General features: G+C 51.1%; 20 protein-coding genes, 1 tRNA gene and 1 riboswitch. Of the genes, 15 read left to right on the top strand and 6 right to left on the bottom strand.

The window, feature by feature from the left end:
• The first annotated feature begins 122 nt into the window (after window positions 1-122).
• Together P0X86_RS23815 and P0X86_RS23810 are read left to right on the top strand one after the other, a co-directional pair.
• Entirely contained in the window at window positions 123-1,010 is an 888-nt protein-coding gene (locus tag P0X86_RS23815) for a sugar phosphate isomerase/epimerase family protein (protein ID WP_036660164.1), read from the top strand.
• Between the two features lie 26 nt (window positions 1,011-1,036).
• Window positions 1,037-2,068, top strand: a complete 1,032-nt coding sequence (locus tag P0X86_RS23810) for a Gfo/Idh/MocA family protein (protein WP_277746626.1) — start codon at window positions 1,037-1,039, stop codon at window positions 2,066-2,068.
• A 153-nt stretch (window positions 2,069-2,221) separates the two neighbouring features.
• Here the strand turns inward: P0X86_RS23810 and P0X86_RS23805 are convergent, their stop codons facing one another.
• From P0X86_RS23805 to P0X86_RS23795, 3 genes are read right to left on the bottom strand one after another with little or no spacing between them, the layout of a single operon-like run.
• Window positions 2,222-3,118, bottom strand: a complete 897-nt coding sequence (locus P0X86_RS23805) for a sugar phosphate isomerase/epimerase family protein (RefSeq protein ID WP_145037202.1) — start codon at window positions 3,116-3,118, stop codon at window positions 2,222-2,224.
• A 49-nt stretch (window positions 3,119-3,167) separates the two neighbouring features.
• A complete protein-coding gene (locus P0X86_RS23800; RefSeq protein WP_015736733.1) occupies window positions 3,168-4,025 on the bottom strand; it encodes a sugar phosphate isomerase/epimerase family protein in 858 nt (285 codons plus the stop codon).
• On the bottom strand, window positions 4,022-5,080 hold the full coding sequence (locus P0X86_RS23795; protein WP_015736732.1) for a Gfo/Idh/MocA family protein: 1,059 nt from the start codon (window positions 5,078-5,080) through the stop codon (window positions 4,022-4,024). Before P0X86_RS23795 ends, P0X86_RS23800 begins: the two co-directional genes overlap by 4 nt.
• Window positions 5,081-5,206: 126 nt before the next feature.
• Between P0X86_RS23795 and P0X86_RS23790 the strand changes: the two genes are divergently transcribed.
• From P0X86_RS23790 to P0X86_RS23770, 5 genes are all read left to right on the top strand, one after another.
• Window positions 5,207-6,064 carry an AraC family transcriptional regulator gene (locus P0X86_RS23790; RefSeq protein ID WP_096776080.1) on the top strand — a complete coding sequence of 286 codons (858 nt, stop codon included), beginning with the start codon at window positions 5,207-5,209 and terminating at the stop codon, window positions 6,062-6,064.
• A gap of 311 nt (window positions 6,065-6,375) precedes the next feature.
• Complete coding sequence (locus P0X86_RS23785) at window positions 6,376-8,139, top strand: glycerol-3-phosphate dehydrogenase/oxidase (RefSeq protein ID WP_277746625.1); 1,764 nt, start codon at window positions 6,376-6,378, stop codon at window positions 8,137-8,139.
• Between the two features lie 325 nt (window positions 8,140-8,464).
• Window positions 8,465-9,274, top strand: coding sequence for an HAD-IIA family hydrolase (locus P0X86_RS23780; RefSeq protein WP_015736729.1), 810 nt, complete (start codon window positions 8,465-8,467; stop codon window positions 9,272-9,274).
• A 69-nt stretch (window positions 9,275-9,343) separates the two neighbouring features.
• The gene (locus tag P0X86_RS23775) at window positions 9,344-9,949 is read left to right on the top strand and encodes a glycerol-3-phosphate responsive antiterminator (protein WP_009593577.1); all 606 of its coding nucleotides are present in this window, start codon (window positions 9,344-9,346) and stop codon (window positions 9,947-9,949) included.
• 42 nt (window positions 9,950-9,991) lie between these two features.
• Window positions 9,992-10,705: an MgtC/SapB family protein gene (locus tag P0X86_RS23770; protein ID WP_009593619.1), complete on the top strand. Its 714-nt coding sequence runs from the start codon at window positions 9,992-9,994 to the stop codon at window positions 10,703-10,705.
• 126 nt (window positions 10,706-10,831) lie between these two features.
• Here the strand turns inward: P0X86_RS23770 and P0X86_RS23765 are convergent, their stop codons facing one another.
• Complete coding sequence (locus P0X86_RS23765) at window positions 10,832-11,515, bottom strand: lysoplasmalogenase (RefSeq protein WP_277746624.1); 684 nt, start codon at window positions 11,513-11,515, stop codon at window positions 10,832-10,834.
• Between the two features lie 280 nt (window positions 11,516-11,795).
• Between P0X86_RS23765 and P0X86_RS23760 the strand changes: the two genes are divergently transcribed.
• The 3 genes from P0X86_RS23760 (at window position 11,796) to P0X86_RS23750 (ending at window position 13,900) form a co-directional block, all read left to right on the top strand.
• A complete protein-coding gene (locus P0X86_RS23760; RefSeq protein ID WP_277746623.1) occupies window positions 11,796-12,776 on the top strand; it encodes a copper amine oxidase N-terminal domain-containing protein in 981 nt (326 codons plus the stop codon).
• A gap of 134 nt (window positions 12,777-12,910) precedes the next feature.
• A tRNA-Leu gene (locus P0X86_RS23755) sits at window positions 12,911-12,994 on the top strand.
• 180 nt (window positions 12,995-13,174) lie between these two features.
• Window positions 13,175-13,900, top strand: coding sequence for a WD40/YVTN/BNR-like repeat-containing protein (locus P0X86_RS23750; RefSeq protein ID WP_249732768.1), 726 nt, complete (start codon window positions 13,175-13,177; stop codon window positions 13,898-13,900).
• A gap of 100 nt (window positions 13,901-14,000) precedes the next feature.
• Here the strand turns inward: P0X86_RS23750 and P0X86_RS23745 are convergent, their stop codons facing one another.
• Together P0X86_RS23745 and P0X86_RS23740 are read right to left on the bottom strand one after the other, a co-directional pair.
• On the bottom strand, window positions 14,001-14,192 hold the full coding sequence (locus P0X86_RS23745) for a hypothetical protein (protein ID WP_090909398.1): 192 nt from the start codon (window positions 14,190-14,192) through the stop codon (window positions 14,001-14,003).
• A gap of 170 nt (window positions 14,193-14,362) precedes the next feature.
• A complete protein-coding gene (locus tag P0X86_RS23740; protein WP_009593788.1) occupies window positions 14,363-14,962 on the bottom strand; it encodes a helix-turn-helix domain-containing protein in 600 nt (199 codons plus the stop codon).
• 288 nt (window positions 14,963-15,250) lie between these two features.
• A riboswitch (purine riboswitch) is annotated at window positions 15,251-15,350 on the top strand.
• Between the two features lie 75 nt (window positions 15,351-15,425).
• Here P0X86_RS23740 and P0X86_RS23735 point away from each other — a divergent pair.
• From P0X86_RS23735 to P0X86_RS23715, 5 genes are all read left to right on the top strand, one after another.
• Window positions 15,426-16,856 (top strand): NAD(P)/FAD-dependent oxidoreductase, encoded by a 1,431-nt coding sequence (locus tag P0X86_RS23735; RefSeq protein WP_096776075.1) that lies wholly within the window; start codon window positions 15,426-15,428, stop codon window positions 16,854-16,856.
• A gap of 211 nt (window positions 16,857-17,067) precedes the next feature.
• Window positions 17,068-17,355: a Dabb family protein gene (locus P0X86_RS23730; RefSeq protein WP_015736721.1), complete on the top strand. Its 288-nt coding sequence runs from the start codon at window positions 17,068-17,070 to the stop codon at window positions 17,353-17,355.
• 41 nt (window positions 17,356-17,396) lie between these two features.
• On the top strand, window positions 17,397-17,819 hold the full coding sequence (locus tag P0X86_RS23725) for a DUF86 domain-containing protein (RefSeq protein ID WP_009593787.1): 423 nt from the start codon (window positions 17,397-17,399) through the stop codon (window positions 17,817-17,819).
• A gap of 280 nt (window positions 17,820-18,099) precedes the next feature.
• Entirely contained in the window at window positions 18,100-18,552 is a 453-nt protein-coding gene (locus P0X86_RS23720) for a DUF948 domain-containing protein (protein ID WP_096776074.1), read from the top strand.
• Window positions 18,553-18,567: 15 nt separating this feature from the next.
• Window positions 18,568-18,930: a YtxH domain-containing protein gene (locus P0X86_RS23715; protein WP_009593785.1), complete on the top strand. Its 363-nt coding sequence runs from the start codon at window positions 18,568-18,570 to the stop codon at window positions 18,928-18,930.
• Window positions 18,931-18,958: the final 28 nt, after the last annotated feature.

The following is an 18,958-nucleotide window of genomic DNA, read 5'->3' as shown; positions in this document are numbered from 1 at the left end:
TTATTATATAAGTATTATTACATCCAATTGGTTTATTTACAACTTGACGGAAAAAGTCAAATGATGCGTTTCAGAAAACATTTGTAACATCATCAACCTATGAATTTTAGGAGGGATTTGCGATGAAAAAAGGGATTAATATCTGGTCGTTCCCGGGAGAGGCTTCCATCTCAGACTGTATCCGATTGGCAAAAGAAGCGGGCTTTGACGGCATCGAATTGTCGCTGAACCAAACGGGTGAGCTCGGGCTCCAGGCAGGCGATAAGGAAGTGCAGAACATAACGGCACAGCTGAAGGACGCAGACCTCGATATTGCAGGATTGGCGACAGGCTTGTATTGGGACTATCCGATGACCAGCGACGACCCGGCCATCCGTGAAAAGGCCATGGACGTTTGCAAAAAGCAGCTGGAGCTCGCGGCTGCATTCGGTGTGGATGCCATTCTTGTGATACCAGGGGCGGTCGGCGTCGATTTTGTTCCCGGTTCCGCAGTCATCGATTACGAATATGCTTACGAGCGGGCTCAAGAATCCATTCGCAAGCTGGTTCCGTACGCGGAAAGCGCCGGCGTTTCGATCGCGCTCGAGAATGTATGGAACAAATTCCTGTTGTCCCCGCTGGAATTGCGGACCTTCATTGACGAGATCGGTTCCGACTATGTCGGCTCATATTTTGATGTAGGCAACGTCGTGCACAACGGTTATCCGGAGCATTGGATTCGGATTTTGGGCGAGCGGATCAAGAAAGTCCATTTCAAGGATTACCGCAGGCAGGCAGGCGGATTGCACGGTTTTGTCGACCTGCTGGCAGGAGACGTCAATTATCCCGCAGTGGTGGAAGCTCTGCGCCTGATCGGCTACGACAACTATGTCACGGCAGAGATGATCCCGGCCTACACCCATTATTCGGAGCAGATCATATTTAACACATCCAATGCGATGGATGCGATTCTTGGACGGACGCCGTCTTTGCGTAAGCCGGACGCGCGGCAGCATCAAGGACAATCATAATCATAAGGGATACGGAGGGAATGAGAATGCTTAAGATCGGAATATTGGGTTTTGGTTTCATGGGCCGCATGCATTTCGACAATTATCTTCGTTTGGCTCAAGAAGGCGCGGACATCGAGCTGGTGGCGATTTGCGATCTCCTCATCGATGAGCTTAAAGACAGCAAAGCCAACGGGAATATGGCGACCGAGCGGGATGTCTACGACCTGGAGCCCTATCGTCTTTACGACCATGTGGACAAAATGCTCGAGCATGAAGATCTGGATATCGTGGATGTGTGCCTGCCAACGTATTTGCATGCGGATATGTCCTGCATGCTGCTGGAGCGCGGCATTCACGTCCTGTGCGAGAAACCCGTTGCGGGCAGCTCGGAAGAAGCCTGGCGCATGGTGAAAACAGCGGAACGCACGGGCAAAACGCTGATGATCGGACAATGCCTGCGTTTCTGGCCGGCTTATGAATATTTGAAAGAATGCGTGGAGGACGGCCGCTACGGCAGCATCGTTGCGGGCGAATTCTTCCGGGGATCGGAGCCTCCTAAGGGCTGGTTCCTGGAAGGGGAGAAAAGCGGAGGCTGCATCACGGACATGCATGTGCATGACGCGGACATGATCCACTGGCTGATGGGCAAACCGGAGCGGGTGTCCACATTCGCCAAAACGATCATTGAAGGAAGCTCGTACGATATCGTATCCACCCATTACACTTACCCTGACGGGAAAGTGATTAACGCCCATGCGGATTGGACGCTGCACGGCGAACATGGCTTCCATATGGGATACCGGGTAAATTTCGAGGAGTCTACCCTGGTGTTCGAGAATAATGAATTGAAGGTGTATCCTGAAGACGCACCGGGCTTTACAGCCGAACTGTCCGAAGATTCCGGCTACTACCGCGAGCTTCAGTATTTCATCGAGCATGTTGCGCAAGGAAAGCCGGTAACGGTATGTACGCCAGACAGCGCGGCAGGATCGCTGGAAATTATCGAAGCCGAGATCCGTTCAGCGAGAGCGAACGGGGCTTTGGAGACCGTGACGGGGAAACAAGCGGTATCTTAAGGTATACAAGTTTCAAGTTCCAACATACATCATGGTGCGACAATGAACAGGCCGATCAGGAAATTTCCTGATCGGCCTGTTGTTTGTGTTTATCAAGTCCGTTCCAAGCGAACGTTGCGGTTTGCTTGGAACGGTCTCAAAGCTTGCGTCGGTTTATGCTCTGAACGTTTTCAAGAAGTCCACGGCAAGCTTGATGTCCGCTTCCGGATTGGTCTTCACTTCGCGTTCGATTGTCAAATACCCGGTATAGCCGATATCTTTAAGGGCTTGCAGGTAAGCATTCCAGTTAACGCCGCCTTCGCCAAGCGGAACCTCACGGAACTTCTCGCCGGATTCCGCCATATCGGCAATTTTGTCATGGTCAAGCGCGGGTGCTTCATATCCGAAATCGCCGTATACGTCACGAGGATCGATGTAGTCTGCCAGCTTGATTCCGTCCTTCGCGTGCGTATGAACGATATAATCCTTCAGGTTGTATACGCCCTGTACTGGATCGTCCCCGGTGACCATGACCATGTTGGCCGGGTCAAAGTTAACGGATACGCCGTTGGAGCCCAGGCCGTCCAGGAATGATTTCAAGTGAGCCGAAGGCTCCGGCCCCGTCTCGATGGCAAAAAACGCGTTCATCGAGTTTGCGAAGGTGCTGAGCTCTACGCAGGCCTTATGCATCGTTTCGTATACGCGGCCGTTGTGATCCTGCGGCACGATACCGATATGGGTCGTAATGATATTGGTTCCAAGCTCCAAACCGAGCTCCATGATCCGCTTGGATTTTTCGATTTTGGCCGCATTTTCGGCAGGATCCTGAAAGCCGTGTCCGCCAAGGTCACCGACGAGGGCGGAAATTTCAAGTCCCAGGGAATCGATATAATCCTTCAATTCTTTTCGAGCGGAAGCGGAGAGGTTGGCTGGATCCATTTCGCCGTGAACGGCATAAATCTGTACGCCGTCCGCCCCGACCTCCCGTGCTTTGACAAGACCTTCTCTTACGCCAACCCGAAAGCTGTCAACGATAACGCCAATTTTGTTAGGCATGATAGGCTTCGACATCCTAATATCCCCCTTATATCATCCTTATGTGATCCATAAGCCTTCTGCCTTAAGCTTCGTTCCAGGCTTTACGGACATATTCCAAACCAAATTTAGCACCCGTGCGGCAATCTTCCATCCCTTCGAATTCAATCGAGATATAGCCGTCGTAACCGGATTCCTTCACGATGCGAACGACTTCCGGCATATCGATATCGCCTTGGCCGACAATCGCGCCACGCAGCCAGTTGCCGCTGGAGGTGTTAAACCAGCCGGATCCGGGCGCGCGGTTAGCCGGACGATAGTAGAAGTCCTTGAAGTGAACCATGGACGCGAGGCCGATGTTGTTCGCGACAGCCACGGTGGATACCTCGTCTGCACAGAGGAAGTTTCCGATGTCCAGGGTTGTTTTGAAATTAGGGTGGTTCACGGTCTGAACCAGAGCTTTGACGCGGTCGCTATGCTGAATGAAGTAACCATGGTTCTCCACGCTGGTGGTAATGCCGCGTTCTGCCGCGTAATCGGCAATGATGCGGCATGCATTGGCCAGCCGCGGAAGTTCCTCCAGGAAATGCGTGATGGACAAGTCCTTGGAAGAGCCTACGTCATGGCGCATCAGCTTGACGCCAAGCGCAGCCGCAATGTCCACTTCGCCTTTAACTCGTTCAATCTCCGCTTCATAAGCAGCGTCATCCAATTCCGCAAAATTGGCGCCGATGGCGTAGTTGGAGATTTCAAGCCCTTTGGAGGCGGCACGGGATTTGATCGTATCGATCAGCTCCGGCGTTTCCTTGAGGTTAAAGCCGAGCGGAACGATCTCGATATGCTCTCCGCCGATCTCCGCAACGTAGTCGATGACGTCGGTAATGGTCATTTCGCCTTTGTTCATGGCCTGGTACAGGCTGTACGAGCTTATTCCGAGTTTCATAGGAGAACTTCAGCCCCTTTCTCGGCGGATTCATAGATGCCGCACAGAATCTTCATGATCTCAACGCCGTCTTCAACCGGGCTGAGCGGTGTTGTGCCATTCTCGATACAGGAAATGAAGTGATTGACCTCGCTTTGGAAAGCAGCATCGAAGTCGAATCCCTTGTTGTCGGTTTGCGGCTGGATGTTGATGATGGTATCGTGCTTCTCGGTTACGATGGAAACCTCAGGGTCGATCTCGAATCCGCCCTTGTCTCCATACAATTTAACGGATTGCAGATTTTCCTTCGAGTGCAGCGTGAAGCTTACGTCCACCAACAAAGAGGCGCCGTTTTCAAAACGGATCATTGCATTCGCCATATCCTCGACGGTGTTCTTCTCAGCATCATAATCAGCTGCTTTATAGAAGGACAGGTTGCGCACGTTTGAGCGATTGCCCAGCTTCCGGTATGTATTGGCACTGACGGCAACCGGCTTCGGACGGCCCATCATGTACCAGCACAGATCGATGACGTGCACGCCGATATCGATGAGCGGTCCGCCGCCGGAACGTTCGATGTCGGAGAACCAGCCGCCCGGATTGCCGAGGCGGCGAATGGAGGAAGCCTTCGCGAAGTAGATCTCCCCGAATTCACCCTTGTCTGCAAACTCGCGGAGCATTTGAGCGTTAGGGTCATAGCGTCTTACGAAACCGACCTGGAGCATCTTGCCGGAGGATTTCACGGCCTCCTGTACTTGAAGCGCTTCCTCAACGGTGCGGCAAAGCGGTTTCTCAACCAGAACGTGTTTGCCGGCATTCAGTGCCGCAATGCTGATTTCGGCATGCGTATTGTTCCAGGTACAGATGCTTACCGCATCGATTTCCGGATCGGCCAGAAGTTCTTTATAGTCCGTGTAGACTTTGGTAGCGCCGTATTTTTCAGCTGCGCGCTGTGCTCTTTCTTCGTTTAAATCGCACACGGCGAGCAAATTCGCGTTCGCATGTTTTTGATAGGATTGCAAATGCATAGCAGAGATTGATCCAGTGCCAATGACGCCAACATTAATAGATTTCATGAGTTCACTCCTCTGAATTTACTGCATTACACTTTCGTATTATAATGCTTTTAGAGGAAGACACCATGATAAACCGTGCTGTTTGTTTGTACAATTGTGCTGTCTTACTGGAAGGAGATCAGAGCATTGGACAAAACACTGCGAGAACCGATGACGATGCCGGATCCTCAGTTTCCGATCAAGGTTCATCGTTGCGAGTTTGATGGCCGGGGACAGGTATTATTTAATCATCACTGGCATGAGCATCTTGAAATATTATATTTTGTTTCGGGGGAAGCGACGCTGGAATGCGGCTCGACCACCTTTACCGCCAAGGAAGGCGATATGATCGTCATTAACCGGAATGAACTGCATTATGGCCTCAGCCAGTCGGACCATTTGTTTTATTATGCGTTAATCGCAGATTTCTCGCTGCTGCAGAGCCATTCCCTGGATGCGCCCGAGATGAAATTCATCACGCCGATCACCCAGAACCGGCTGATCTTCGAGAACCGAATCAGCGGGGATGATGCGCTGGCGCCCATGCTATCCATTATCAAGGAGCTGGAACGGCAGGAATTCGGTTATGAGCTGGCTATCAAATCGGAGCTGTACCGATTGCTTACGCTCCTGCTTCGAGGTTATGTCGCAACGGTTCTGACGCAGGATGAATACGTCGAGCGGATGAAGAACGTCGAGCGGTTTGCACCGATATTCAAGTATATCGAGGAGCATTACCGGGAGGATCTGTCGGTGGAGCAGTTATCCGGCATGGCCGGCCTCAGCCGTTTTCATTTCAGCCGGTTGTTCAAGGAAATCAGCGGCCGAACCGTAACGGAGTACGTGAATGAAACCAGGCTCAACCGGGCGGATTACCTGCTCCGCGAAAGCCCGCTTACGGTATCGGAAATCGCGGCTGCTACCGGATTCAACGATATTTATTATTTCAGCCGGACCTTCAAGAAATATAAGCGGATGGCTCCATCGGCTTTGCGGAAAAAGTGATCCCGGGGTTTTGCGGTTCTATCAGGTTCCATATAGACATAAATATAAAAGCGACATATAATGAGTAATCATATTGATTGCATAAAGCGGCGGAGACGACGGAGAACCCTTTTGCTTACATGCATACCGTATTTGGTATGCATTCCGAGCAGAAGCGGTTCTTTTTTTTAGATTATGAATGTAAAAGTTTTCAGCGAAGCTGAACCCATTCGATAATCGCAAGAAAAACGTCCACTAAATGCGGTCTGTCTTCTGTGAAGGTACGTCGATAGATGTTTTTCTTATTATATGTTGAGAGAGGAGAATGTCAGGTGGACACAAGCTTATCCGCCAAGATGCGGACCCGTTATTTACAGGACATGTCGGCAAAAAAGCTGGATGTGCTGGTGATTGGCGGCGGTATCACGGGGGCGGGCATTGCTTGGGACGCCAGCTGCAGAGGGATGAGCGTGGGCTTGGTGGAGATGAATGATTTTGCTTCGGGAACGAGCGGCAGATCAACGAAGCTGATCCACGGGGGACTCCGGTATTTGAAGCAAGGGGAAATCGGCCTGGTACGGGAGGTGGGCTCCGAACGGGCGCTGCTTCACCGCAGCGCTCCGCACCTGGTGGAGCCGATCCCCATGCTGCTCCCTATTTATAAAAAAGGCACCTATGGTTATTTTGCCAGCTGCGTCGGGTTGTATCTGTATGACTGGCTGGCGGGTGTCAAACGCAGCGAACGGCGGAAGATGTTTCGGAGGGAGAGCACCCTGGCCCTTGAACCGCTCTTTCGGAAGGAGGGATTGAAAGGTTCCGGTTATTATTACGAATACCGCACCGATGATGCTCGTTTGACGGTCGAAGTGGTAAAGTCTGCAAGGGCTAAGGGAGCGCACATCGCGAATTACGCCAAGGTTCGTGAATTCATTTATCGAGGAGGAAAAGTAGCAGGAGCACAGGTGGAAGACCAATTGAGCGGGGAGACCTATGCGATATACGCCAAAAAAATCATAAACGCCGCTGGTCCATGGGTGGATCAGGTCAGGCTGAAGGATCATTCGCTCAAGGGCAAGCAGCTGCTCTTAACAAAGGGCGTTCACCTGGTGGTGGATCATGCCAAGCTTCCCGTACGACAGGCCGCTTATTTTGATGTGCCGGGCGGCCGTATGATTTTTGCCATTCCGCGGGAGGGCAAGACGTATATCGGAACGACTGATACCGTCTATAAAGGGTCGATTGAGACGCCCGGCATTACCGAGGAAGACCGGCGCTATCTCATCGATGCGGTCAATCATGCGTTTCCGGAAGCAGGGCTGAAGCCAAGCGATATCGAATCCGGATGGGCGGGACTGCGGCCGCTCGTTCGCGAGGAAGGAAAAGGTCCTTCGGAGATATCACGAAAAGATGAGTTGTTTATATCCGATTCCGGTTTGATCACGATTGCAGGCGGAAAGCTGACCGGATTCCGGAGAATGGCCGAAAAGGTCGTTAACCTTGCTGCCAGACAGCTTCAGGACGCCGATGGCACTATCTATCCTCCTTGTACTACGGATCGGGTTCCGATAAACGGAGGAGACTTGAACGGACTCACCTATGCGGAAGCTCAGGAGAAGCTTATTAAACAGGGCGAATCCCTCGGCATCAGGCACGATGACGTGAGGCGCCTTATGACCAGGTATGGTACCGATACCCTTGAACTGTTTAAACGGATCAAGGCTGCTTCCGACAAAACAGAAGCTGTCGGATTTAGATTGCTGCGTGCCGAAATCGAGTATTCCATCGAATGCGAAATGACGATGAGTGCCGTGGATTTTCTGTTAAGAAGAACAGGCTGGATGTTATTCGACCGGCCCAAAACCGAGCGAGTCATTGCTTCGGTCATGAGCTTGATGGGAGAATACTTAGAGTGGGATTCTGAGGAAGTCGACAGGCAATGGGAGCTGCTGCAGGACCAATTGCAGGCGGCATGGGGAGTAGCGGAAGGCAGCAGAATGGAGCTGACTGCAGCTCCGACGGATCGGGAACACGTCAATGATGCGGTCTCCAAAGAAGAAGCCGGGCATCCATCGGCCGTGTCGGCGATGAACCGATAAGGTTTATCATCATGATGATCTTGTCAAATGTAAAATGTGGATGTAGTATAACCATATAAAGTTATAGAGCGGGCAGAGATGATGAGAAGCCCTTTGCATAACGAGAATCTTTCATTTGTCATGAATGAAGGTTTCTTCCATGCAAAGCGCTTCTCATTTTTTTGTATCCGCAAGGGACCGCCGGTCCAGGGACTAAAGGACATGGCGCTGTCATATGTATACCTTACGGACAAGGGCTGGAGATATAACAGGGATATTTGACCGGACCTGTCCCATGACGTTTGCAGGCGAAATTACAGATTGAACATGCAGAGGAGAACGAAGTATGGATCATTTTGCAGGGTATATTTTTGATTTGGACGGTACGATTTATCTTGGGGCCGAGGCCATCGACGGTGCGGTGGAGACCATTCATTACTTGCAGGGATTGGATAAGAGGCTGTTGTTTTTGACCAACAAAACGATAGACTCTAGGGAGAATTATTTGAAGAAATTAGCGAAGCTTGGCATTCAGGTTGAATTGAATCATATTCTGAATCCCGCGCTTGTTACGATTCATTATCTTCAGAAGCATCATCCGGACGCAAAAGTGTACGTCATTGGCGAGGATATATTGAAGGATGAGCTGCTGGACAATGGGATACGATTCGCCTCATCCCCGGAGGAAACCGACGTCGTGGTCGTATCGTGGGATCGGGATTTTCACTACCGTCATCTGGATTTTGCATATCAGGCGATCAAGGGGGGCGCGGAGGTTATTGCTACCCACCCGGATCGAACATGTCCGATGCCTGGCGGCGATGTTCCGGATTGCGGCGGCATGATTGGTGCCATCGAAGGCACTGCCGGCATTACCATTACGACGGTCATGGGCAAACCCTCCGTCTTGACGGCATTGACGGCTCTTGATATTTTGGGAGTGAAGGCCGAAGATTGCCTGATGTCGGGGGATCGGCTGGAGACGGATATCAAGATGGGCAATCAGGCGGGAATGAGCACGGCTTTGGTGCTGACCGGGGTGTCGACCAAGGAGGATCTGATGGACAGCAGCGTGAAGCCCACCTATGTGCTGAATTCGGTTCACGATATTTATCTCAGCGGTACTGCCTTGCAGCAGGCAAACGAAGCGCAATGACGAGTATCTACAAAAATATGCCGGGGCAACGGGAGAATTGGAGAGGTTGCGGCGGAACGAGGTGAAGACATGAAAACCAGTGTTGAAGGTGCACAACGAATTTCGTATTGCTTGAAGCGTAAACCCATTATTACTTCATTAATGAATGCGGATGAACTTCCTGCCGTGTTAGCGACCGAATCGAACATCGTATTTATTCTCAAGACCGATATTTTTATCATTGAATCGATCGTCGAGGAGATTCGCGAGGCAGGCAAGCTTTCGTTTGTGCATTTTGATCTGATTGAAGGGATCGGCAAAGATAAGACGGGAGTTAAGTACTTGGCTGAGAAGGTTGGCATCGACGGGATTGTCACGACAAAAAACACGGCGATTGTGGAAGCAAAGAAGCTGGGCTTGTTAACGGTTCAGCGTCTGTTCGTATTTGACTCCGTCTCCCTGGACAACGGGATCAAGATGATTAAGGCCTCCAATCCCGATGCCATTGAAGTGCTCCCGGGCATGGTGTGCCAGCGGATTATGGAACGTATTCGCGCAGAGGTGGACGTGCCTGTCATTGCTGGGGGGCTCATGATCGATTTGGAGGATTTTGATACGGCTCTAAAGAGCGGTGTAATCGGCATATCCACCTCCAGCAAAGAGTTATGGCGCTGGCAGGATGAACATATGGCATAACGAAGAGCCGCCTTACATGATGAAGATGGGTGGAGATTAGGAATGGATGTGTTTCAACTGGATACGGAGACCATGCTGATGCGGCTGCTGTTCGCTGCATTGCTCGGCGGTTTGATCGGTTGGGAGCGGGAACGCCGGAATAAGCAGGCCGGGTTAAAAACCCATCTCTTGGTGGCCGTCGGATCGACGCTGATTATGCTGACTTCCATCTACGGGTTTGATTCTGCACTGATCAATCATCCCAATGCGAGGTTTGATCCTGCCCGGCTGGCGGCACAAGTTGTAAGCGGTATCGGTTTTCTTGGTGCCGGAGCCATATTGCGGCGTTCCAATCATATCATTTCAGGTCTGACCACGGCCGCCACTTTATGGGTGGCAGCGGCTATCGGTTTAAGCGTGGGCTCCGGTTTTTACTGGCCTGCGATCATCACGACAGCGATCGTTCTGGTCAGCACGCTGGTGCTGAATAAATTGGAATCGAGGTTTCTCTTTATCAAAAAGTCCGGCAGCTTAAAGATTATCATCGAGGCGGGTGACCGTCCGGTACATGTGAGCACGATTACGGAATTGCTGCAAAAGGCCAATATGACGGTGGAAGGCATGATCGTGAACAATGACACGACGGAAGACGATTCGACCAAGGTCACAATGGAATTCCGGGTATACTCGTTCAACAGCAAGGGAATTAACGGATTGTTCGAGCAGTTGTGGCAGGTAGAGGGGATTAAGCAGGTTCGCATGAACTGGCGTGATTGAGGACTCGGCGTTGCTTCGTTGCTTGATAGGGGAGTTATGGACCGACATATCATGGAACATGAAGCGGTGAAATGTCCTGTAAAAGCTGAGCCCGGGGGGAACCCGGACTCGGCTTTTTTTGGTTTTCTAATGGATGGTGGAAGCATTGAGCGACGAGTCGCCCCTGCTCCGCGCTTTCGTCCGGTTAAAAGCCGAGATGCTTCTGGCTATCAGAAACTGGGCTGCATAATACGTGGTCATGATCCATACGTTCGAATAAAGGATATCGGAAACAAACATGTTCCAGGACAGGATCGAGTCCGAGATGACAAAGAGCAGACTTCCAAGCATGGCTAACCGGTTTCCGGTCATGACGGAGGTCCAGAGCATGGTCGAAATGACCGCAATATAAGCGATGACGGGAAATATCAAAGCCTGCTCCCCATTTGAGTTGAGAGAGGTTACCAATTGAATGCCCATCCAGACGGAATAGGCCGCAATCGGAACGATGCTGAGGAGGCGGGGAAGCGAATATCGCCATTGTCCCAGAAAGCCGGCCGTATAGAACAGGTGACCGATCAGAAAAAAGGTAAGGCCGACGACAAACCAGATCAGCGTACCGTCACCGATCATGCAGAAGAACAGTCCCGATAACAGAAGATAGTGAACTTTCGTGGCACGGGGCGGGAATTGCCGATATGCAAACAGGATGATGAGCCACATGGGGATGAGCTTGAACAGCAGTTTGACGAGCATGGGCTCGGAAGGAATGAAGAAAATGTAAAGCAGACTCATGATCAGGATGAATAATGGCAGCAGATATCGTTTCAATAAGAATCCCCCCGGTAGAAATATAATCTCATGCTTAGACAAGTTCTTCCTCAGCGACTCAATTCCTCTTTCCTGATCCTTGACTGTATAAAAGGTATGTTGAGTAAATATAAATAGGGGGTTAGGCATAGCGAACCTGGGGCGTGAGGGGAGTGCATATCCAGTGGCTGCACGGAGTAATCGGCAATTGCTTTATGGATGGGTCTATGGGTTATAGACATTTTATAATGGAAATGGAAAAAGAGATAGTGAACTGAGCAGAAGGAGGGGATAGTTTGTGATGAAGAAACGTCAAGGAGTGAAAAAGCTGCTGGCCGGTATGATGGCGGCAGCGATAGGGATCGCCGGTTTCCTGTTTGGAGGAGAAGAAGTTTGGGCTTCGGGTACATCTTCAGACAAACCTATTGAAATTAGGGTGAATGGCGGCAAATTGCTGCTGGATTCGCCTGCTTTTATTCATCAAGGGAGGGTGATGGTGCCATTCCGCGGCATTTCGGAAGCTATGGGTGCCGAGGTGCGTTGGAATCAAGCCGATCGGTCGGCGATCGTGAGCAATGGCAAACATACGACGAGTTATACCGTTGGGCATACCCGTGCCGTGAAGGACGGCAAGGTCGTGACCCTGGATGCTCCGCCTCTTCTCAGGGAGGGACGGGTTTACATCCCGCTCCGTTTCTCGGCTGAAGGGCTTGGAGGCAAGGTATCCTGGGATAACAAGGCTAAAGAAGCTATGATTTATCCGCTGCTCACGCCGAAAGAAGCAGAAGCCGCCCTGTCCAAAATCAGTGCTGAAGCGATCGCATTTTTGAAAAACAAGGATTTTGAGAAGCTGGCCGAACTCGCTCATCCAGACGGAATCACCTTCTCTCCGTATGCTTACGTCGACCGGCAGAAGGACGTAACGCTCAGCAAGCAGCAGCTGCGGCAGGGATTGAACAACGACGCCGTTTACCGATGGGGTGAGTTTGACGGCAGCGGAGAACCGATTTCGATGACTCTTGATGGCTATTACAAGAAATTCATTTATTCGCTGGACTTTGCGAAGGCGCCGTGGATCGGATATAACCAATCGAAGAGCGAAGGAAATACGGTGAACAATGCCAGCAGCCAGTACAGAGAGGCCTGCATCGTTGAGTATTATTATGATGGAGTTGACCCTGATTATGCGGGCATGGACTGGGAAAGCCTGCGGCTAGTGTTTGAGCGGTATGAGGATCGTTGGGTATTGTCCGGCATCATACATGATCAATGGACGATCTGAGACTGGCCTGATTAGTCGAAACCATGATGAAATGATGGTTTCGACATTTTTTTTGAAAAAATGCTTGCTTTTTAGCTTGGGGCGTAATATACTCTTAATTACGGTGATCAACAAGATCACGACTTACATAATATGCGGTCGTGGCGGAATTGGCAGACGCGCACGGTTCAGGTCCGTGTGGGCTTACCCCCGTGGAGGTTCGAGTCCTCTCGACCGCATCTATGAAGCAAAGCTGTTTTTCAAGTGGAATTCGACTTGAAAAACAGCTTTTTTCGTTCCTCTTCATGTGGAAATCGCGTTATACTGAATAAGAGGGACCGTTCCGTATGAGGGTGATGGAATGGGACGAATAGCGTAAATAGCCGTTTTGGTATTTAGAACATAAGGGGTGTGATCGCATGATAAAACCTCGAAACAGGATGGGCTTTATGCTGATGATGTTGATCGCAGTCAGCGTAGCTGTCGGATGTCAGCCATCGGATAAAGGGAATGGGGCCGGGTCTTTGCCGACTGAGGCATTGGGAAACTCCCTCAAGGGAGATATTCCTGAGACAAAGCCGCCTTCCGGCACGGATGAAACCTCAGGCCATACGGATGGCAGCGCAGGAAACGGTTCCGCAGCAGACACGCAAGAAGATCCAGCGGCCGAACCCGATGTGGATTTATCGGATGTGACGGCAGTCCGGCTCGTTAATCATAACTCAGGCTGGATCGGCGGAGAAGGCTGGATTGCTTTTAGTGATGACGGAGGCACCGAATGGGAGGTTCAAGCTCAACTGAAGGGCACAGTACGCCAAATCTTTGCGCTGAACGGAAAGCAGGCCTGGACCGTGATGGAGAATAACGATCTGTACCGTACAACGGATGGCGGAGAAACATGGAACCGGATAGGAAGCACGCCGAATGCCGGCTTTCTCCATTTTATCTCGCCCGAAACGGGATTCAGCGGTCAAGCCAAAACCGAGGACGGAGGCAAGACCTGGAGCATTCAGGATATGCCGGATACGACCACCCGAGGCCATGACCAAAGAGCCGCCATTGACGGAGTCGTTCAACATTTCAAAAACGATGGCGTTAAGCCTGGGAAATGGTACGTTATAAACGAGACGAAGACCCATAACTAATCATATCAAAGCAGACCGGAAAATTACCGGCCTGCTTTTTTTGAGCTTATGCCTGAACGTTCAGCAAGAATCAGGCAGAACGACGAGCCTCACATGGTTTTTAAGGGAGCTCTTTGAATATTCTTCGGGAGCCTGCCCAAAGACCGGCTGCAATACCGAAAAAACCGAAGAGGGAAACCAGGACCATCAGATTGTAGGAGTGCCATCCGAGCAGGAATCCGATGCCGCTTCCCATGGTCGTTCCAGCCAGCAATCCCAGTGAAGCGCCAATTTCCTTCTGACGCAGCTTCATTGGTCAGTCACCTCATTCCTGGATGTTTCGTATGCCCGATGTTACTTGTATTCCCTGAAAACCTCAAACTATGCCATGACACAAAATAAGCCCGGCTTGGCCGAATGGAGTCCGGCAAGCAGAGCATTTGTGTCAGATCATAAGTATGGTTATTGGTTTAACGGCTAGTTTTATCGGGACTCTTGCTTCAGTGCGCAATCTGCGAATAACACAGACTTAGGGATTCGAAAGAACTGTTCCGCTTTCTCCTGAAATGCTGCTGAAGGTACGGTGCCTTGGTGCAGCCATTTGCGGAACGTGCCGGGATGCACGCCGATCCAGCGGCTGACATCGCTCACCGACAAATCATGAACCATGCACAGGCCTGTCAGAATCCGATTGCTGACCGGAGAGCGTGTCAGGGTGCGTTTCATGAATCGGGAAGGCGCTGGCTGACAGATCAAGGGCGACTTGTCCAGCAATTCTTCTCTGAAGAGAATGTGGCGGGGATAACCCAAGTAGTCGCAGGCTTTCTCCAGGTTGTTTTTTCCGGGAACGCGTCCCTCATATACCCAGGCGCTGACGCTACGGGAGGATACTCCCAGTTCCTCGGCCAATTGCGACAATTTGATATCGTTGGCCATAAGTACGGCTAGCAGGACGCGGTTACGAATTTGGCAGCGGGTCGGCCGACGAAAGCGCTTGACTCGCACGCCTTTCCCCAAATATTTACGGTTGATCAGGGACCACGCCTCAATGGAGTGTTTTTCTTGCTGCAGTTGTGTAGGCATAATTCCTCCGATTTTTTTTAACACAATACTACAATATTCGACACTAGCTTTTCAATAGCCAATCACTAAACATTTGTTTCCATTTCGTTGTTACATGATTTATGGAGCCGGCGCAGTGGTTCGATAGACCTACAATGTGTATTTGGTCTTGTTGGAACATTGTTCGTATTTATATAAAAATTAACGATTATTCCCCTGTATAAATCGAAATTTATCGCAAAAGACGAACAATTTCAAATATTCGTATTGACTCATTCGTAATTCCGTTTTATATTAACTATGGTTGTTGAAGAGAAAAATAGGCTTATTCGTATATCCCTGAAAATAAGGTTCAGGGGTTTCTACAAGGGACCTTAAATTCCTGACTACGAATAGGGTGCGCAAGCATACCTATTCGGAGCAGGATTTTTTTGTGCCTGAAATCGGTGTGCGCAAACGACAGTCAAACACACAGGGGGATATGATGAGCAAATATGATGTTATCGTTGTTGGTGCCGGTCCTGCGGGAATTTTTGCATGTTATGAGCTGACATTGAAATCACCGGGCAGCAGGGTGCTGCTGGTTGACAAGGGACATGATATTTACCGGAGAAGCTGTCCGATTCTGGAGGAGAAGATTAAGCTGTGTCCTCCGGCGGTAGGCCGGAAGGAATTCGCCGGTTGCCTGCCGGCCTGCTCGATTACGGCCGGATTTGGTGGAGCCGGGGCATACAGTGACGGCAAATTCAACATAACCACAGAGTTTGGCGGCTGGATGACCGATTATTTGCCCGGATCCAAAGTCATGGAGCTCATTCAATATGTGGACGCCATCAACCTGGAGCATGGGGCGACGCCTGCCATTACAGATCCGACGACCCATGCGATCCGCGATATTGAACAGCGAGGATACGCAGCAGGCCTTAAGCTGCTTCGCGCACAGGTAAGGCATCTTGGAACCGAGCAGAATTTGGAAATCCTGAAGTCGATTTATGAATATTTAAAGACAAGGATTGATATGGCATTCCGGGCGGAGGTCGAGGACATCGTCACCGTCAAGGAGGACGGCACCCACCGCGTCACCGGCATCGCGATGAAGGGCGGAGAGGTCCATGAGGCGAATCTGGTGATGGTTGCCCCCGGCCGCGACGGGTCTGCCTGGTTGACCGGCATTCTTAAAAAACGCAGATTGAAAATGCATAATAACCAAGTGGATGTCGGCGTGCGCGTCGAAACCTCGGATGTGGTCATGCGTGAAATCAACGAGCATTTGTATGAAGGCAAATTCATCTTCAACACTTCGGTCGGGACCCGCGTGCGGACATTCTGCAGTAATCCTTCCGGCCATGTCGTGGTGGAAAACCACAGCGGCGTCATGGCCGCCAACGGCCATTCCTACAAGGATCCGGCGTTGGGCTCGGCCAATACGAACTTTGCGCTGCTGGTATCCCATAAGTTTACTGAGCCGTTTGATAAGCCTAACGAATACGCGCGCGAAATATGCAAGCGGGCGAATGATCTGTCCAGCGGCGGGGTCATCGTGCAGAAATTCGGCGACGTGCTTCGCGGCCGGAGATCCACCGAGGGCAGAATCCGCGAAGGGTTTCTTGAGCCGACGCTGAAGGAAGCCGTTCCAGGCGATCTTGGCTTGGTGCTGCCTTACAACACGATGAAAAGTCTGATCGAGATGGTTGAAGCGCTTGATCAAGTCACGCCGGGGATCGCGTCGGAGCACACGTTGTTCTATGGCGTCGAGGCCAAGTTTTACTCCGCAAGGCCGAAGCTGTCGGATTCCTTCGAGACGGAGATCAAGGGGCTGTATTGCGGCGGGGATGGCGCCGGAATTACCCGAGGGCTTGCTCAGGCAGGAGCCGCCGGGGTCTGGATTGCCCGGAACATGCTGAACCATATTTAGCGCATAAATCCAAATTACCGGCTTTTTTAATAGGATGTTCATTCAGGAGCACGTTCTGGCGCCGTCCAGTCGATGCTCCTGTTTGGTTATAACTGGAGAGCCTTGTATGTTCCTCATGTACGTGGGAGCGATTTCTTTTTCCGGTCGAACGGGGTATGATAGATACGAGAGTTTTAGTTTTACATATATGCTAGAGATGGAGGAACGGACGATGATTAAACATATTGTTTTTTTCAAATTGAAGGATCCAACCGCAGAGAATATTGAGAAAACCGTGCAGGTGCTGCGCGACATGGACGGGAAAATTCCGATGCTGAGATCCCTTGAAGCGGGTGCCGATGTGATCCGCTCCGAGCGCTCTTATGATTTGGCTTTGATCGTTGAAGTGGACAATCTTGAAGATTTGCAGGCTTATGCCGTTCACCCCGTACATCAGGAAGTGATCCAATACATCAATACGGTGAAAGATCATACGCTTAGCGTTGATTTTGAAGTGTAGGCATAGATAGACTTACAACAACAGGCTGGAGGAGATTTGCGGTGTATTATGTGAATCAAGAGCAAATTGAACGGCGGCTGAACGCAATTCCGGACATTGCGGAAGGTTTGCGGGCCGCGGCGCAATCGTGGGACGGAGGCCTGGTGCTGGGCCTGGTTCAGGAGCGTGCGCTTCATCTGGCGATCGAGGTCGTCACGGATGTGGGCAGCTACCTGATCGACGGATTTATTATGCGGGATGCCAGCAGTTACGAAGATATCATGGATATCAATCATGAGGAAAAGGTGTTTCCGCAAGAGGTTCATAAGGTTCTGATGGAGCTGGTTCGTTTACGTAAGCCGCTCGTACAGGACTACTATGATTGGGACCGGCAGGCGTTGCATTCTTTAACGCCCGTACTTCCCGATGTGCTGGAGCAGTTTGCGGGAAACGTTCGCGAATATTTAAAGAACGAACTGTACTGATGGCTGCTTAGCTTAGCTTGAATGATTTCTCCCATGCCCGCATGGGCTCGCTCATCTATATGACTCATGGAAGAACAGACCTTCAGGGAAATCCTCTGAACGGTCTGTTTTTTGTTGAATTCGTACCGTTGCCGGCATGTTCCTTGAGCGGGCGGGGATATTCGTTGTTCTCTGGCCGCAATAAAAAGATCGCCGATGTTGTGTCAAGACAAGCCCATCCTGCTTATAATGCATCAAGCGACTAGGCATTCGCCCGGTCGGACGAAAGGAGGAGTTCCCGATGACAGAATGGAGTGCGCTGGCCGCTGCCGCCGGCATCGTGCTGATCGCGGTTGCCGCGGTGGTCATGATGCTGTCGATTAGAAAGCTGATGCGGCGGGCTGAGACCATGCTGGGCCGGCTTGAAGAAGACAGCGCCCGATTGGCACAGGAGGCTTCGCAAGTGCTTGAGCAGGCTTCCGTCTCTTTGGAGATGATACAGCGTCAGCTGGCAGCCGGCGAAGCTTTTGCCGCTTCCATGTCCAGTGCAGCGACAGCCTTAGCCAAGACGGCCGATGCGGTTCATGCTGTTGGGAAAAAAGCTTCAATAACGGCCATTGAGCATCTGGAACGTGCTCGCCTCGATAATGAACGGCAGATCGGGGAGATGTTCCGTTGGGTGGATGCCGGGATGACGCTCTGGCATTCCTGGAACAAATATGCCTCCAAGTCCGGCGAAGGGCAAGCCAAATAGAAGGAGAGATGGGATATGAAAGAGAAGAGCAAAGGACTCCTCTGGGGAGTATTGATCGGCAGTGTTGCAGGTTCTGTTACCGCACTTCTTCTGGCTCCGAAATCCGGCAAAGAGCTTCGGGATGACATTGCTGACGGCGCACGCGGAATCGGTGCCAAGGTGCAGGAGGCAGCGGAGAAGGTAGGAGAGCAGGGCGTTAATCTGATCGGCATCATGACGGATCGTGCCGAGAATGTCATCTCCGACATTCAGTCCTGGCGGAACCGGCAGGAGAGCTGGCTGGCAGAAGAGGAAATCGCACAGGTGTCCTCGTTTGATGAGGATTTTGAAGAAGAGGCGTATGTGCCCTCTGTTTCGGAAGAGAAGATCAACGATTAAAACCAGGATCATCAGTCTTCAGCACATC

This window comes from Paenibacillus sp. BR1-192, assembly GCF_029542445.1.
GTDB lineage: Bacteria > Bacillota > Bacilli > Paenibacillales > Paenibacillaceae > Paenibacillus_AQ > Paenibacillus_AQ lautus_A.
The sequence above is the reverse complement of the archived record's forward strand: the minus strand, read 5'-3'. Positions and strand labels throughout refer to the sequence as shown.